This is a genomic window from Streptomyces sp. NBC_00523, from assembly GCF_036346615.1.
Taxonomy (GTDB): Bacteria; Actinomycetota; Actinomycetes; order Streptomycetales; family Streptomycetaceae; genus Streptomyces.
On the sequence record NZ_CP107836.1, the window covers coordinates 4,610,790 to 4,625,528 of the forward strand.

Sequence of the window (14,739 nt, forward strand, 5' to 3'; positions counted from 1 at the left end):
CCGCCGCTCCGACGGCCCGTCCCAGCCGCGCCGCGGGCTGGGGGAGTACGCGCTGTGCCATGGCGTAACAGTGTCAGACGAGCGTCCGTCCGCCACCCCTGTTCGCGGGGTCTGTTACGCAGTGGGGCGCGGGGCGGCTCGACCGTACCGTTATGCAACGACAAGCCCGCTCTACGCGCGTAGGCGCTACAGTGCCTGGATGATGAGCCCGACCCTCAACGTGCCCGGCCCGGACCAGATCCGGCGCGCCCCCAAGGTCCTTCTGCACGACCACCTCGACGGCGGTCTGCGCCCCGGAACGATCGTCGATCTCGCCGCGGCGATCGGTTACGAAGCGCTTCCCGAGAACGAGCCCGACAAACTCGGCATCTGGTTCCGGGAGGCGGCGGACTCCGGTTCCCTGGAGCGGTATCTGGAGACGTTCGCCCACACCTGCGCGGTCATGCAGACCCGTGACGCGCTGGTCCGGGTCGCCGCCGAGTGCGCGGAGGACCTGGCCGCCGACGGGGTCGTGTACGCCGAGGTGCGGTACGCCCCCGAGCAGCACCTGGAGGCCGGGCTGACCCTCGAAGAGGTGGTCGAGGCCGTCAACGAGGGCTTCCGCGAGGGCGAGCGGCGGGCCCGGCAGGACGGCAACCGCATCCGGGTCGGCGCCCTGCTCACCGCCATGCGGCACGCCGCGCGCTCCCTGGAGATCGCGGAGCTGGCCAACCGCTACCGGGACCAGGGCGTCGTCGGCTTCGACATCGCGGGCGCCGAGGCGGGGTTCCCTCCCACCCGGCACCTGGACGCCTTCGAGTACCTCAAGCGCGAGAACAACCACTTCACGATCCACGCGGGCGAGGCGTTCGGGCTGCCGTCGATCTGGCAGGCCATCCAGTGGTGCGGCGCCGACCGGCTCGGGCACGGGGTCCGCATCATCGACGACATCGAGGTGGCGGAGGACGGCTCCGTGAAGCTGGGCCGCCTCGCCTCGTACGTACGGGACAAGCGCATCCCGCTGGAGATGTGCCCGACGTCCAACCTCCAGACCGGGGCCGCGTCCTCGTACGCCGAGCACCCCATCGGGCTGCTCCGCAAGCTGCACTTCCGGGCCACCGTCAATACCGACAACCGGCTGATGAGCGGTACGAGCATGAGCCAGGAATTCGAGAAGCTGACCGAAGCTTTCGGATACACGCTCGATGACATGCAGTGGTTCACCGTCAATGGAATGAAGTCGGCATTCATTCCTTTCGATGAACGTCTGGCGATGATCAACGACGTCATCAAGCCCGGCTACGCCGAGCTGAAGTCCGAATGGCTTTTCGAGCAGACCGCTGCGACCAGCGTGTCTTCCTCGCTGGCCGGCTGACGTAGACGTACGGAAAACGGCCGGGGAAAGGTTTTCCCGGCCGTTTTCCGTGGTGTCGCATGTTTGCGGAGCGGGGTCGCGGCTGACTACGTTGCATAGCCGCTCACGTCCCCTTCCCCAAGGATGAATGTCATATGAAGCAGTCTGCCGCCAGGACTCTCGGCGTCGCCGCTCTCGGTGCCGCTTTCGCCGCTGCCGCCGCCGGCACCGCGTCCGCCTCCGCGCTGCCGCTGGAGACCGCGACCAGCGTGCTGCCCGTCGCCGGCGCCCTGGCCGACGCCACCTCGACGCTGCCGGTCCAGGACACCGCCGACCAGGTCCTCGGCACCAGCCAGACCAAGCTCCTCGGCGACGCCACCACCCCCGTCAAGGGCCTCCTCGGCGGCATGCCGGCCGGTGGTCTGAGCACCAGCGGCCTGTCCGCCAACGGTCTGCCGCTCGGCGGCTGAGCCGAAGCAGCATCACACCGGTGGGCGGGCACCCCGAGCGGGTGCCCGCCCACCGGCATGCGTACGGGAACGACTACCAGGCCGTCGAGGACGACGACCCCTCCTGGGGCAGCAGCAGCCACAGCGCCAGGTAGAGCAGGAACTGCGGGCCCGGCAGCAGGCACGAGACCACGAAGATGATGCGCATGGTCCTCGCCGACGTGCCGAAACGCCGTGCCAGCGCTGCGCACACTCCGCCGAGCACGCGTCCGTCACGGGGGCGGGCAAGTGCGGCCATGATGGGCTCCTTCGCGAACCGTTGCGGGGAGCAGTCCGGTGTGCTCCCGATACGTCCATGGTCCCTCGACGAACCGGACGAAGCGTCGCTCTACGGGGCCATCCCGACCCCGGAAATCGTCGGGGTCGAACCCTGAGGGGCCTCGTGCCCCCTGCGCGCCACCACATGCGTCCGCGCCGCTCCGCCGCGCCGCCGCAGGCGCGCCCGGCACGCGGGCACCACCAGGACATGGGCGAGGGCGACGCCCGCCGTGTTCAGGAACAGCGAGTCCACGTCCACCACCTGGCCGGGCACCCCGGTCTGCCCCAGCTCGATGGCCAGCGAGATCAGGGAGCCGGCCGCGACCGTACGGGCCAGCGAGAGCCACGGGGACACGTGGAGACGGCCCCCGGCCATCGGGAGCAGCACGCCCAGGGGCGCCAGGAGGAGCAGCCCGCCGCCGATCCGGCGGAACGCGGCGGCGGGACCGAGCGACAGATCGGCCCTGATGCCGGCGAAGGGCGAGAGGTTGGCGGCGTTCATCCACGGCACGTCCAGCGGACGCAGAGTGAGCCACCCGACGAGCAGCAGATGCGCGAGGAGCAGCGACACCCCGGCCGCGCGGAAGCGGATGACGGCCTGGCCGTCCGAACCTTGACGCACGATGCCCTAGACGCGGGCGGCGGCAGGATCGGTTCCGCCCGACCTGGGGAGACCTGCCTCACGCCGGTCCCCGGACCCCCGAGGCGCCCCCTACGGCACCCCCACCGCGCTCGGCATCGCCTTCGGGCTGGCCTTCGTCTCCGCCGTGCACAGGTAGCCGCGGGCCGGGTAGTCGCCCGGGCCGCCCAGCGTCACCGTGTCACCGGGAGTCAGGGCCTCGCTGTCCGCGAAGGTGCAGACGACCTGGGCCAGGGCCTCGGCCGGCAGGTCCTCCGGCTGCTCGTTGAGCCGCAGCGCGTCCTTCGCGTCGCCGAGGCGCGGCGCGAAGACGCGGAGCGTCCCGGGCACATCGGTGGAGAAGCCCGCCTGCCGTTCGTCCGCCGTGGGCTGCCTGCGCAACTCGTCCAGCAGCTCCGTGGCGACCGCCAGCCGGTCCGCCTTGGCCTCCTGGACCTGCACCGCCCGGTCCACCGTCACCAGCTGCGCGGCGCAGACCAGGTAGACCTGCACGGGGATGCCCCGCCCGGCCTGGGACGCGGCGTCCCCGGCGGGCATCGCACATGGCACCCGGGACGGGGCGGCACCGGCGTCCACCGGCACCGAGGTCGTACGGATGCCGCAGCCCGCCGCCAGTACGGCACAGAGTGCGGCACCTGCCAGGGCGGCGGCGGTTCGGTGTCCCCGGCGTTCGCTGCGCCTCACGTCGCGTCGTCCTCCTGGTGGTCCGGTATCGGTGCGTCGTGGTCCCCGGCGGCACCGCTCGGCGCCCCGGGGTCGCGCGGCAGGCGCAGCACGAAGATCGCGCCGTCGCCGTCGGGGGAGTTGCGGGCGGTGATGTCGCCGTTGTGGATGTGCGCGTTCTCCATGGCGATGGAGAGCCCGAGCCCGCTGCCGTCCGAACGGGGCCTGGAGGCGCTCGCCTTGTAGAACCGGTCGAAGACGTGCGGCAGGACGTCCTCGGGGATGCCGGGGCCGTGGTCCCGGACCTCGATGACCAGCTCCTCGCCCTCGATGCGCACCGCGACCCGGACCGGCGAACCGCCGTGCTTGAGCGCGTTGCCGATCAGGTTGGCGAGGATCACGTCGAGCCGGCGCGGGTCGAGGCGGACCATCATGCCGCGCTCGGCGTCCAGTTCGACCGCGTCCAGCCAGGCGCGGGCGTCGATGCAGGCGGTCACCTGGTCGGCGACGTCCACGTAGTCCAGGACGAGGCGGGCGGTGCCCGCGTCGAAGCGGGTCACCTCCATCAGGTTCTCCACGAGGTCGTTCAGCCGGCGGGTCTCGCTGACCACCAGGTTCACCGCGGGCGCGATCATCGGGTCGAGGCTGTCGGCCTCGTCCTCCAGCACCTCCGTGACCGCGGTGAGCGCCGTCAGCGGCGTACGCAGCTCGTGCGACATGTCGGCGACGAAGCGGCGGCTGGCCTCCTCGCGGGCGCTCATGTCCGCGACCTTCTTCTCCAGCGAGTCGGCGGTCCGGTTGAACGTGCGCGACAGGTCGGCCAGTTCATCGGTGCCGGACACCACGAGCCGGGTGTCGAGCTTGCCCTCGCCGAGCTTGCGGGCCGCGTCCCCGAGCCGCTGCACAGGGCGCAGCACGGTGGTCGCCGCCGCCTGCGCGAGCAGCGCCGAGCCGACCAGGGCGAGCGCCGTGGCGATCCCGAGCGACCAGGCGAGCGAGCTGAGGTCCTGCCGTTCCTGGTCGAGCGACTTCAGCATGTAGCCGGTCGGCCCGCCGCCGATGATCTTCGTACCGGCGACGAGATACGGCGTGCCGCGTATCGAGGTGCGCTGCCAGAACAGGTGGTACTCGTACTTGTTGCCCGCCTTGACCGGCTGCTTGCGGTCCACCTGCTTCTGCAGCGACAGCGGGACGTTGTCGCGGGTGAAGGTGTCCAGGTCGCTGTTGCCGACGATGGGCTTGCCCGGGTCGCGCTCGTCGATCAGGAGCACGCTGTAGCCTGGGCTGCTGCTCGCCATCTGCACGGCGGCCGTCTGCAGGTCCTCCTTGGAGGGGCGCAGCGGCAGCGAGGCCGCCCGGGTCTGCATCTCCTGGCGGAAGTCCCCGAGCGCCGCGTCCTGCGTACGCGTCAGCACGGCCTCGCGGTTGAGCCAGTACGCGATGCCGGAGGCCGACACGGCGGCGGTCAGCGCGACCAGGCCGAAGACGATGACGAGCCGCAGGCGCAGGCTGGTCCAGCGGAGCCCGGCGCGCAGGCCCCGCCGCACAGCCGTGCTCACTGCGGTGAGTCCAGCCGGTAACCCACGCCCCGGACCGTACGGATCAGGGTCGGCGAGGACGGTACGTCCTCCACCTTGGCGCGCAGCCGCTGGACACAGGCGTCGACCAGCCGGGAGTCACCCAGGTAGTCGTGCTCCCAGACCAGGCGCAGGAGCTGCTGCCGGGACAGGGCCTGGCCGGGCCGCCGGCTCAGTTCGAGCAGGAGACGCAGCTCGGTCGGCGTGAGCTGCAGATCCTCCCCGTTCTTGGTGACGGTCATGGCGGAGCGGTCGATCACCACGTTCCCGAACGTCGCGGAGTCGGTCGACTCCCGTTCGCCCCGGCGCAGCACCGCGCGGATGCGGGCGTCGAGCACCCGGCCCTGCACGGGCTTCACCACGTAGTCGTCGGCACCGGACTCCAGACCCACCACGACGTCGATGTCGTCGCTGCGGGCGGTCAGCAGGATGATCGGCAGCTGGTCGGTGCGGCGGATGCGACGGCACACCTCGAAACCGTCGATCCCGGGCAGCATCACATCCAGCACGACCAGGTCGGGGCGCTGCTCGCGCAACAGGTTGAGGCCGTCCTCTCCCGTCGCCGCGGTGGCCACACGGTGGCCCTGGCGTGACAGCGAGAGTTCGAGGGCCGTGCGGATGGCGTCGTCGTCCTCGATCAGCAACAGGAAAGGCACTTGGTCATTCTGACCCATGGGGCGCCCCAGTTCGACAGTTGGTCCCCCCTGATGCGTGCCCCATACGTCCCTCATGCATCCGGAAGCACGGATTCGTGCCGCCGCCGGGCCCTGTGACAGCCCTGTGACAGTCGGCGGACAGCGCCATGAAACTGCCCCGGCAAGCTCGTTGGCACAAGGAACGGACGGACTCCACCGATGGGGGGCGCGAGATGAACGCAACTCACAGCATCAACGCAAGCGCAGTTGTCACGCGTCTCCACGATGTCGGACGGAGCACAGAGAAGTCCGGCGCCGCAGTGAACGGACGGGGGTGCGTTCGTGGCGCCGGGCGTCAGCACACGTCATTCATGACGGTGGTTGACACGGGGGGCAACGGGGGGAGCGCGTACGGGGAGGACTCGGGGGAGCGGAAGGCACCGGAACGGTCCGGGGACGCCGAAGCGGCGTTCACGGCCTACGTCCGGGAGCGCCGTGCCTCCCTGTACGCGACCGCCTACCACCTGACCGGTGACCGGTTCGAGGCCGAGGACCTGCTCCAGAGCGCCCTCTTCTCGACGTACCGGGCCTGGGACCGCATCAGCGACAAGGCCGCCGTCGGCGGTTATCTGCGCCGCACGATGACCAATCTGCACATCAGTGCCTGGCGCAGGCGCAAGCTGAACGAATACCCGACCGAGGAGCTGCCGGAGACGGCGGGCGACACGGACGCGATGCGCGGTACGGAGCTGCGCGCCGTGCTCTGGCAGGCGCTGGCGCGCCTTCCCGAGCTGCAGCGCACGATGCTCGTCCTGCGGTACTACGAGGGTCGTACGGACCCCGAGATCGCGTCGATCCTCGACATCAGTGTCGGCACGGTGAAGTCGAGCATCTGGCGGTCGCTCCGCCGGCTGCGCGAGGACGAGGTCCTCAGCTTCGGCCGTGACGAGGAGGAGTCCTTCGGCGAGCTGGTGGCCTGAAGGCTGGGGGAACGGGGGCGCGCTGCCGCGTCGGGGGACGCGGTGGTGTTGTTACGGGGGAGGCAACGGGGGCCCGAGGGATACGGGGGTATCTCGGGGGACAACGGGGATACGGGGAAGTTGTGGGGTCGGACGGGCCGGGGGGTCCTGTCCGGCCCTGCGGCGCGTTTCGGGGGCGCTGCCCCCGGACCCCCGCTCCTCAATCGCCGGAGGGGCTTGATTTCGCCGCTGCGGCACTTGAATTCGCCGCCCCTGAATGTGCCGGCAAACGGCACCGGCCCGCCGCCGCGGCGGCCAGGCGGCCCAGCGCCTCCGGCTTCGCGCACGCGTGCGCGCCCAGGGCGGTGTGCCGGGCCACGATGCGGCGTTCCGTACGCATCAGGCGCCAGCCCCTCCGCAGCAGGAACGGGACCGACTTGCGGCCCTCGCGGAGGTCGCGCAGGAGGCGGCGGCGGAAGGTCGTGGAGGGGCGGCCGCGCAGGCAGAGGGCGTCGGCCAGGAGGCCCAGGGACTGGCAGCGGTCGATGATGTCGGCCGCGAAGATGCCCTCGGCGACGAAGAGCGGGGTGCGCCCGATGTGCAGGACCTCGTGCCCGGTGCGGGAGCTGGTGGAGATGTCGTACACCGGGATGTCGGTGCGGCCGGTCCGGCAGAGCTCCGTGATCGCGGTGACCGCCGCGTCGGCGTCCCAGGAGCCCGGGGAGTCCCAGTCGATGTCCGTACTGCCGGTGACCAGCGGCAGGGTGGGGTCGCCGGCCTCCTTGTAGAAGTCGTCGAGCCTCAGCACCGGGAGGCCGGTGCGGGCGGCGAGGGACGACTTGCCGGAGCCGGAGGGGCCCGTCAACAGGACGACGCGGGTCGAAAGCGCTTGGGAACTCACAGGACACGAGTGTGAGGCATTGACCCGCACGTGGGACCCCCGGAGGTCTTGTTGGTATCGCGCATCACAACTCAACTACGCTGAGCGTTCGGTTGATTACGCGACCGATGGTTCGATCGGCTCGATCAGGTGGGAAATCCATGGCACGTCACGCACTTTCCAAGTCCCGGCGCCGCACCCTGCTGCGCGCAGGTCTGACCGTCACCGCGGTCGGCGCCGCACTCGGCGCGGGGGGTGCGGCGGCGCAGGCCGCCCCGCTGCCCGTCGTCCAGGAGACCGGGGCCGACGTCGGCCTCGCGGAGGCCACCGGGGCGGCCGGGGGCGCGGTCACCGGGGCGCTCGGGCAGTCGCTGGAGCACAGCGTCGCGCCCGTCACCCACCTCCGGCTCGACCCGCTGGCCGGCACGGGCACGGACCCGCTGGACAACGCGGTGGGCACCCAGGTCGCCGACTTCAAGCCGCTGTCCACGGCTCTGGTCACCGACCCGCTGACGAGCGGCGGCGCCATCAAGGACCTGCCCGTCGTGGGCCCGGTCGTGGAGGGTCTGCGCGGCTGAGTTCCCGCGGGCAGCGGGACGGCCCGTTCCCCGGAGGCGCTTCCGGGAAACGGGCCGTCGCCGTGTGCGGTCAGTACGAGGAGCCCGACGCGCCCAGCGCGCCCGTCGGGTGCCAGACCGTCTTGGTCTCCAGGAACGCCGTCAGGCGGTGCGTGCCCGGGTCGGCGGTCCAGTCGTGGCCGCCGTCCACAGCCTGTGGACGGGAGACGCGCTTCAGGTTGTCCGCCGCCGCGATCTCCAGCTCCTTCGCCAGCTCCGCGTCCGCGCCCGTCAGGTCGATGCCGTTCACGTCCTGGTGGGCGGCGAGCGGCGCGGCGATCTCCGCGGTCTTTCCCGACAGGACGTTGACCACACCGCCCGGCAGGTCCGAGGTGGCCAGCACCTCGCCCAGCGACAGGGCGGGCAGCGGGGCCTCCGCGGAGGCGACCACGACGACGGTGTTGCCGGCCGCGATCACCGGGGCGATCACCGAGACCAGGCCCAGGAACGAGGACTCCTGCGGCGCCAGGACCGTGACCACGCCGGTCGGTTCGGGCGTCGACAGGTTGAAGAACGGGCCCGCGACCGGGTTCGCGCCGCCCACGACCTGGGCGATCTTGTCCGTCCAGCCCGCGTACCAGACCCAGCGGTCCACCGCCGCGTCCACGACGGCCGCCGCCTTGGACTTCGACAGGCCCTCCGCCTCGGCCACCTCGCGTACGAACTGCTCGCGGCGGCCCTCCAGCATCTCCGCGACGCGGTAGAGGATCTGGCCGCGGTTGTACGCGGTCGCGCCGGACCAGCCGCCGAACGCCTTGCGGGCGGCCACGACCGCGTCGCGCGCGTCCTTGCGGGAGGACTGGGGCGCGTTCGCCAGCCACTTGCCCTTCGAGTCCGTCACCTCGTACACCCGGCCGCTCTCGGAGCGGGGGAACTTGCCCCCGACGTACAGCTTGTAGGTCTTGAAGACGCTCAGACGGTTATCGGACATCGAGGTACGCCTCCAGGCCGTGACGGCCGCCTTCGCGGCCGAAGCCCGACTCCTTGTAACCGCCGAACGGCGAGGTCGGGTCGAACTTGTTGAACGTGTTGGCCCAGACGACGCCCGCCCGGAGCTTGTTCGCGACCGCGAGGATGCGCGAGCCCTTCTCCGTCCAGATGCCGGCCGACAGGCCGTACTGGCTGTTGTTCGCCTTGGCGACCGCCTCGTCCGGCGTACGGAACGACAGCACCGAGAGCACCGGGCCGAAGATCTCGTCGCGGGCGATCGTGTGCGCCTGGGTGACGTTGGTGAAGAGCGTCGGAGCGAACCAGTAACCGGCCGACGGCAGTTCGCACGGGGCGCTCCAGCGCTCCGCGCCCTCTGCCTCGCCGGTCTCCACGAGCGCGGTGATCCGGGCCAGCTGCTCCGAGGAGTTGATCGCGCCGATGTCCGTGTTCTTGTCCAGCGGGTCGCCGAGGCGCAGCGTGGACAGGCGGCGCTTCAGGGCGTCCAGCAGCTCGTCCTGGACCGACTCCTGGACCAGCAGGCGGGAGCCCGCGCAGCACACCTGGCCCTGGTTGAAGAAGATGCCGGTGACGATGCCCTCGACGGCCTGGTCGATCGGGGCGTCGTCGAAGACGATGTTGGCGCCCTTGCCGCCCAGCTCCAGCGTGACCTTCTTGTCCGTCCCCGCGACGCTCCGGGCGATGGCCTTGCCGACGGCGGTCGAACCGGTGAACGCGACCTTGTCGACGTCCCCGTGCTCCACGAGCGCCTGGCCCGCGTCGCCGTACCCCGTCAGGATGTTCACGACACCCTTCGGCAGGCCCGCCTGGCGGCAGATGTCCGCGAAGAACAGCGCGGACAGGGGCGTCGTCTCGGCGGGCTTCAGGACCACCGTGTTGCCCGTGGCGAGCGCCGGGGCGATCTTCCACGCGAGCATCAGCAGCGGGAAGTTCCACGGGATGACCTGGCCGGCCACGCCCAGCGGACGCGGGTTCGGACCGTAGCCCGCGTGGTCCAGCTTGTCGGCCCAGCCCGCGTAGTAGAAGAAGTGCGCGGCGACCAGCGGGAGGTCCGCGTCGCGGGTCTCCTTGATCGGCTTGCCGTTGTCCAGCGTCTCCAGGACGGCCAGCTCGCGGCTGCGCTCCTGGATGATCCGGGCGATCCGGAACAGGTACTTGGCGCGCTCGGAGCCGGGCAGCGCCGACCACTTCTCGAACGCGCGGCGGGCCGCCTTCACGGCCCGGTCCACGTCGTCGGCACCGGCCCGGGCGACCTCGGACAGCACCTCCTCCGAGGACGGGCTGACCGTCTTGAAGACCTTGCCGTCGGCCGCGTCGGTGAACTCACCGTCGATGAACAGGCCGTACGAGGGGGCGATGTCGACGACGGAACGGGACTCCGGCGCCGGTGCGTACTCGAATGCGGATGCCATGGGTATCAGTCCACCGTCACGTAATCGGGGCCGGAGTAACGGCCGGTGCTGAGCTTCTGGCGCTGCATCAGCAGGTCGTTCAGCAGGCTGGAGGCGCCGAAGCGGAACCAGTGGTTGTCCAGCCAGTCCTCGCCCGCCGTCTCGTTGACCAGCACGAGGAACTTGATCGCGTCCTTCGAGGTGCGGATGCCACCGGCCGGCTTCACGCCGATCTGGACGCCGGTCTGCGCGCGGAAGTCGCGCACCGCCTCCAGCATCAGCAGGGTGTTCGCGGGCGTGGCGTTCGTCGCCACCTTGCCGGTCGAGGTCTTGATGAAGTCCGCGCCGGCCAGCATCCCGAGCCAGGAGGCCCGCCGGATGTTGTCGTACGTGGACAGCTCACCGGTCTCGAAGATCACCTTGAGCCGGGCGGACCCGCACTCCGCCTTCACGGCGAGGATCTCCTCGTACACCTTCAGATAGCGGCCGGCCAGGAACGCGCCCCGGTCGATCACCATGTCGATCTCGTCGGCCCCGGCCGCCACGGCGTCCCGGACGTCCGCGAGCTTCACGTCGAGCGCGGCCCGCCCGGCGGGGAAGGCCGTCGCCACGGACGCCACCTTCACGCCGGAGCCGGCCAGCGCGGCGGCGGCGGTGGCCGCCATGTCGGGGTAGACGCAGACCGCGGCGGTGCGCGGGGTCGTGCGGTCGGTGGGATCGGGGTTGACGGCCTTGGCGGCGAGGGCCCGGACCTTGCCGGGGGTGTCCGCGCCTTCGAGCGTCGTCAGGTCGATCATCGAGATCGCGAGGTCGATGGCGTACGCCTTGGCCGTCGTCTTGATCGACCTGGTTCCGAGGGCGGCGGCACGCGCTTCGAGGCCGACCGCGTCGACGCCGGGCAGCCCGTGCAGGAAGCGGCGCAGCGCACTGTCGGACGCCGTCGCGTCGGCGAATGCGGGGAGGGTGGTGGGCATGGTCACCACATGAGCATATCTACGCGCGTAGCGACCTGTACAGGGACCCAGGTCACCGGAGGTTCCCGCACCGCGCCCCCACCGCGGGCGAAGCCGCCACCGCGCCCCCGCGCCGCGTCAGGCACAATCGGGCTCATGACGAGCCCCACGCCTGCCGACGAGCCCACCTACGCCGACCGGACCTTCCGGTCGCCCGCCGGGCTGGCCGGTGGCGTCCTGCTCCTCGTGCTCGTCTGCGGGATCGGCGGCGACGCCCTGCTCCGGGGCGACGGCCGGGTGCCGTGGATGGCGCTCGCCGGCATGCTGACCGCCGTGCCGGTGATCGTCGCCTTCACGCTGCGCCCGGTGGTCGCCGCGAACGACGCCCGTATCCGCATCCGCAACCCCTTCCGCACGATCACGCTGCCGTGGAGCGACGTGGCCGACGTACGGGCCGGTTATTCGAGCGAGCTGTTCACGAACGACGGCAAGAAGTTCCAGCTCTGGGCCGTCCCCGTATCGCTGCGGCAGCGCAAGAAGGCCGCCCGCCAGCAGTCCCGGCAGGCCATGGACGACCCGTACCGGCGTACGTCCACGATCGCCGACGTACGCAACACCAAGGCCCGCACCGCGGCCGCCGACCAGACCGTCGCGGACCTGCGCGAGCTGGCCGAGCGGGCCGGTGACAAGCCCGTGGCCGACGCCCCCGCCGCCTCGGTGCGCTGGGCGTACGAGGTCATCGCCCCGGCCGTCGTCGGCGCGGTGCTGCTCGTGGTCCTCGGCGCGACCGGCTGACCCTCCGGGCGCTCACAGCCAGCCCTGGCGCTGCGCCTGCAACGCCAGCTGGAAGCGGTTCGTGGCGCCCAGCCTGGCCATCAGGACCTGCAACCGACGGAACAGCGTGCGGCGGCTGATGCCCAGTTCGCGCGCGATCACCTCGTCGCTCGTGCCGCCCGCCAGCAGCCACAGCAGCCGCCGGTCCGCGGGCGCCAGCCCGCCCGGGCGCGTCGTCCGGCCGCTGAACGGCAGCGCGCTCTGCCAGTACTGCTCGAACAGCGCGATGAGCGCCGAGAGCAGGCCGCACGGCTGCACGACCAGCATCGTGTTGTGCACGTCCGCCTCCCGGATCGACAGCGACACCAGCGCCGACGCGTCATCGATGATCACCAGCTTCACCGGCACCGCGGGCGCCACCCGCGCCTGCTCCCCGGCCCGGACGCACGGCTCGATGACGTCCTTCAGATGCCCGGGGTGCTCCAGCGACTCCCGCGAGTACACGACGCGCTGCTTCACCCCGCGCGCGAGCGTGGCCAGCGCGTCCTCGGTCGCCCCGGGCAGCGGGACGTACGGCGGCGACTCCAGCTGCCGGATCTGCTCCCGCGCGCTCGCCCACGCCCGGCGGATCCTCGGCCCGACCGCGTCACCGGCCACGGACTCGACCAGATGGTCGTTGTACGCGGCGAGCCGCTGCCGCCGGAACGACTCGAACGCGCCCCCGACCGCGATCCGGGACTCCTCGACCGCGCTCGCCCGCTGCCGGACCAGGATCTCCAGACCGTCGCCCGGCGGGACCGGGGCGACCACGTCCGCGCTGGTCCCCGCCCCGCTGACCAGCCCCGCGTCGGCCAGCTCCCCGTACGCCGCCGAAAGCGCCGGGGCGTCCAGACCGGCCGCCCGGCCGATCGCGGTCAGGGGTGCGGGCGCCAGGTCGAGCAGCGCCTGATAGACCCGGGCCGCCGCCTCGCCGATCCCGAGGAGCCGAAGGGCGTCGGCCAGCTTCGCGTTCGTCATGCACCGCATTCTCCGCCGCGAAGGACACCACGAGATGGCCGATCAGTGCCACTGGCACAGCCGCGCCCCCGGGCCGTCCCGTCGGCGGTAGCTTCCGTGAACCGCCGGTGACAGCCGGTGGCCCACCCGTCGAGACAGGGAGCATGACGTGGCGAAAGGCCGGAAGAACGGGCTCTACCCGGAAATCTCCGAGGAACTCTCCGCGCTGATGCGGACCGGGTGGGCGGACACCGAACGGCACGACCTCGTACCCGACGAGCAGGCTCCCCATGCCGCCGCCCGGCGCGCCAGGCTCTCCGCGCGCTTCCCCGGCGAACGCCTCGTCATTCCCTCCGGGAACCTCAAGACCCGGTCGAACGACGACGACTACCCCTTCCGGCCCTACTCCGGCTACGTCCACATGACCGGCGACCAGGCCCGCGACGGCGCCCTCGTCCTGGAACCCCGGGCAAACGGCGGCCACGACGCCTACTGCTTCCAGCTGCCGCGCGACAGCCGGGACGACGACGAGTTCTGGACCGGGGCCACGGCCGAGCTGTGGACCGGGCGGCGCCGCACGCTCGCCGAGTCCGCGCGGGTCCTGGGGCTGCCCTGCCGGGACGTCCGCACGGCGGCCGAGGAGCTGGCCGCCGTCCCGGCGGGCGGCCCGGTGCCGACCCGGATCGTCCGGGGCATCGATCCGGCCCTGGAACGGGCGGTCGCCACCGACGAGGAGCGCGATGCCGAACTGGCGGAGGCGCTGAGCGACCTCCGGCTCGTCAAGGACGCGTGGGAGCTCGGCGAGCTGCGCAAGGCCGTCGACTCCACCGTGCGCGGCTTCACCGACGCGATCGCCGACCTGTCCACAGCCGTGGCGACCTCGGAACGGTGGATCGAGGGCACGTTCTTCCGCCGCGCCCGCCTGGAGGGCAACGCCGTCGGCTACGGCTCCATCTGCGCCGCCGGCGACCACGCCACGATCATGCACTGGACGGACAACGACGGCCCCGTGCGCCCCGGCGACCTGCTCCTGTTCGACGCGGGCGTGGAGACGCGCACCCTCTACACCGCCGACGTCACGCGCACCCTCCCCGTCAGCGGCACGTTCACCCCGCTCCAGCGGAAGGTCTACGACGCGGTGTACGAGGCGCAGGAGGCGGGCATGGCCGCGGTGAAGCCGGGCGCCCACTACCGCGACTTCCACGAGGCCGCGCAGCGCCATCTCGCCGCCCGGCTCGTGGAGTGGGGCTTCATCGAGGGCCCGGCCGAGCGGGCGTACGCACTCGGCCTCCAGCGCCGCTTCACCATGGCGGGCACCGGTCACATGCTCGGCCTGGACGTCCACGACTGCGCCCGGGCGCGCAACGAGGCGTACGTCGACGGGGTGCTGGAACCGGGCATGGTGCTGACCGTCGAGCCCGGGCTGTACTTCCAGCCGGACGACCTGACGGTCCCGGAGGAGTGGCGGGGCATCGGCGTCCGCATCGAGGACGACCTCGTCGTGACGGACTCCGGCCACGAGAACCTGTCGGCGGGGCTGCCGCGCTCGGCGGACGAGGTCGAGGCGTGGATGGCGCGGGTGGCGGGCTGAGCGGAGGGCGGCCGG

At 71.7% G+C, this 14,739-nt stretch carries 16 protein-coding genes; 6 read left to right on the forward strand and 10 right to left on the reverse strand.

All coding sequences use genetic code 11. The annotated features are described in order from the left end of the window. Positions 1-199 precede the first annotated feature (199 nt). Together OHS17_RS21105 and OHS17_RS21110 are read left to right on the forward strand one after the other, a co-directional pair. The gene (locus OHS17_RS21105) at positions 200-1,354 is read left to right on the forward strand and encodes an adenosine deaminase (RefSeq protein WP_330313428.1); all 1,155 of its coding nucleotides are present in this window, start codon (positions 200-202) and stop codon (positions 1,352-1,354) included. Between the two features lie 134 nt (positions 1,355-1,488). Next, the gene (locus OHS17_RS21110) at positions 1,489-1,803 is read left to right on the forward strand and encodes a hypothetical protein (protein WP_018101053.1); all 315 of its coding nucleotides are present in this window, start codon (positions 1,489-1,491) and stop codon (positions 1,801-1,803) included. A gap of 73 nt (positions 1,804-1,876) precedes the next feature. Here the strand turns inward: OHS17_RS21110 and OHS17_RS21115 are convergent, their stop codons facing one another. The 5 genes from OHS17_RS21115 to afsQ1 all read right to left on the reverse strand — a co-directional run bounded on the left by OHS17_RS21115 (position 1,877) and on the right by afsQ1 (position 5,636). Next, the gene (locus tag OHS17_RS21115; protein WP_330313429.1) at positions 1,877-2,080 is read right to left on the reverse strand and encodes a PspC domain-containing protein; all 204 of its coding nucleotides are present in this window, start codon (positions 2,078-2,080) and stop codon (positions 1,877-1,879) included. A 90-nt stretch (positions 2,081-2,170) separates the two neighbouring features. Next, positions 2,171-2,722: a VanZ family protein gene (locus tag OHS17_RS21120; RefSeq protein WP_330313430.1), complete on the reverse strand. Its 552-nt coding sequence runs from the start codon at positions 2,720-2,722 to the stop codon at positions 2,171-2,173. Positions 2,723-2,812: 90 nt separating this feature from the next. Next, the gene (locus OHS17_RS21125) at positions 2,813-3,424 is read right to left on the reverse strand and encodes a hypothetical protein (protein WP_330313431.1); all 612 of its coding nucleotides are present in this window, start codon (positions 3,422-3,424) and stop codon (positions 2,813-2,815) included. Continuing rightward, positions 3,421-4,962 carry a HAMP domain-containing sensor histidine kinase gene (locus OHS17_RS21130; RefSeq protein ID WP_330313432.1) on the reverse strand — a complete coding sequence of 514 codons (1,542 nt, stop codon included), beginning with the start codon at positions 4,960-4,962 and terminating at the stop codon, positions 3,421-3,423. Before OHS17_RS21130 ends, OHS17_RS21125 begins: the two co-directional genes overlap by 4 nt. After that, positions 4,959-5,636 carry a two-component system response regulator AfsQ1 gene (gene afsQ1 / locus OHS17_RS21135; protein WP_026171255.1) on the reverse strand — a complete coding sequence of 226 codons (678 nt, stop codon included), beginning with the start codon at positions 5,634-5,636 and terminating at the stop codon, positions 4,959-4,961. The genes OHS17_RS21130 and afsQ1 overlap by 4 nt, the downstream gene beginning before the upstream one ends. 212 nt (positions 5,637-5,848) lie before the next feature. On the opposite strand from afsQ1, the gene OHS17_RS21140 reads away from it, so the two are divergent. Further along, positions 5,849-6,595, forward strand: coding sequence for a SigE family RNA polymerase sigma factor (locus tag OHS17_RS21140; protein WP_026171254.1), 747 nt, complete (start codon positions 5,849-5,851; stop codon positions 6,593-6,595). A 199-nt stretch (positions 6,596-6,794) separates the two neighbouring features. On the opposite strand, the gene OHS17_RS21145 is transcribed toward OHS17_RS21140, so the two are convergent. Next, on the reverse strand, positions 6,795-7,475 hold the full coding sequence (locus OHS17_RS21145; protein ID WP_330313433.1) for a uridine kinase family protein: 681 nt from the start codon (positions 7,473-7,475) through the stop codon (positions 6,795-6,797). A 140-nt stretch (positions 7,476-7,615) separates the two neighbouring features. Between OHS17_RS21145 and OHS17_RS21150 the strand changes: the two genes are divergently transcribed. Then, a complete protein-coding gene (locus OHS17_RS21150) occupies positions 7,616-8,032 on the forward strand; it encodes a hypothetical protein (protein WP_330313434.1) in 417 nt (138 codons plus the stop codon). 70 nt (positions 8,033-8,102) lie between these two features. On the opposite strand, the gene OHS17_RS21155 is transcribed toward OHS17_RS21150, so the two are convergent. The 3 genes from OHS17_RS21155 to deoC are packed head-to-tail and all read right to left on the reverse strand — an operon-like array spanning position 8,103 to position 11,384. Then, entirely contained in the window at positions 8,103-9,002 is a 900-nt protein-coding gene (locus OHS17_RS21155) for an aldehyde dehydrogenase family protein (protein WP_330313435.1), read from the reverse strand. Next, positions 8,992-10,431 carry an aldehyde dehydrogenase family protein gene (locus OHS17_RS21160; RefSeq protein ID WP_330313436.1) on the reverse strand — a complete coding sequence of 480 codons (1,440 nt, stop codon included), beginning with the start codon at positions 10,429-10,431 and terminating at the stop codon, positions 8,992-8,994. The genes OHS17_RS21155 and OHS17_RS21160 overlap by 11 nt, the downstream gene beginning before the upstream one ends. A 5-nt stretch (positions 10,432-10,436) precedes the next feature. After that, positions 10,437-11,384 carry a deoxyribose-phosphate aldolase gene (deoC, locus tag OHS17_RS21165; RefSeq protein WP_018519122.1) on the reverse strand — a complete coding sequence of 316 codons (948 nt, stop codon included), beginning with the start codon at positions 11,382-11,384 and terminating at the stop codon, positions 10,437-10,439. 135 nt (positions 11,385-11,519) lie between these two features. Between deoC and OHS17_RS21170 the strand changes: the two genes are divergently transcribed. Further along, complete coding sequence (locus tag OHS17_RS21170) at positions 11,520-12,158, forward strand: PH domain-containing protein (protein WP_330313437.1); 639 nt, start codon at positions 11,520-11,522, stop codon at positions 12,156-12,158. A gap of 12 nt (positions 12,159-12,170) precedes the next feature. Here OHS17_RS21170 and OHS17_RS21175 read toward each other — a convergent pair whose 3' ends face one another. Continuing rightward, a complete protein-coding gene (locus OHS17_RS21175; protein ID WP_383164689.1) occupies positions 12,171-13,163 on the reverse strand; it encodes a LuxR family transcriptional regulator in 993 nt (330 codons plus the stop codon). Between the two features lie 139 nt (positions 13,164-13,302). Here OHS17_RS21175 and OHS17_RS21180 point away from each other — a divergent pair, with 139 nt between their 5' ends. Beyond that, the gene (locus tag OHS17_RS21180; RefSeq protein WP_330313439.1) at positions 13,303-14,724 is read left to right on the forward strand and encodes an aminopeptidase P family protein; all 1,422 of its coding nucleotides are present in this window, start codon (positions 13,303-13,305) and stop codon (positions 14,722-14,724) included. The last annotated feature ends 15 nt before the right edge of the window (positions 14,725-14,739 follow it).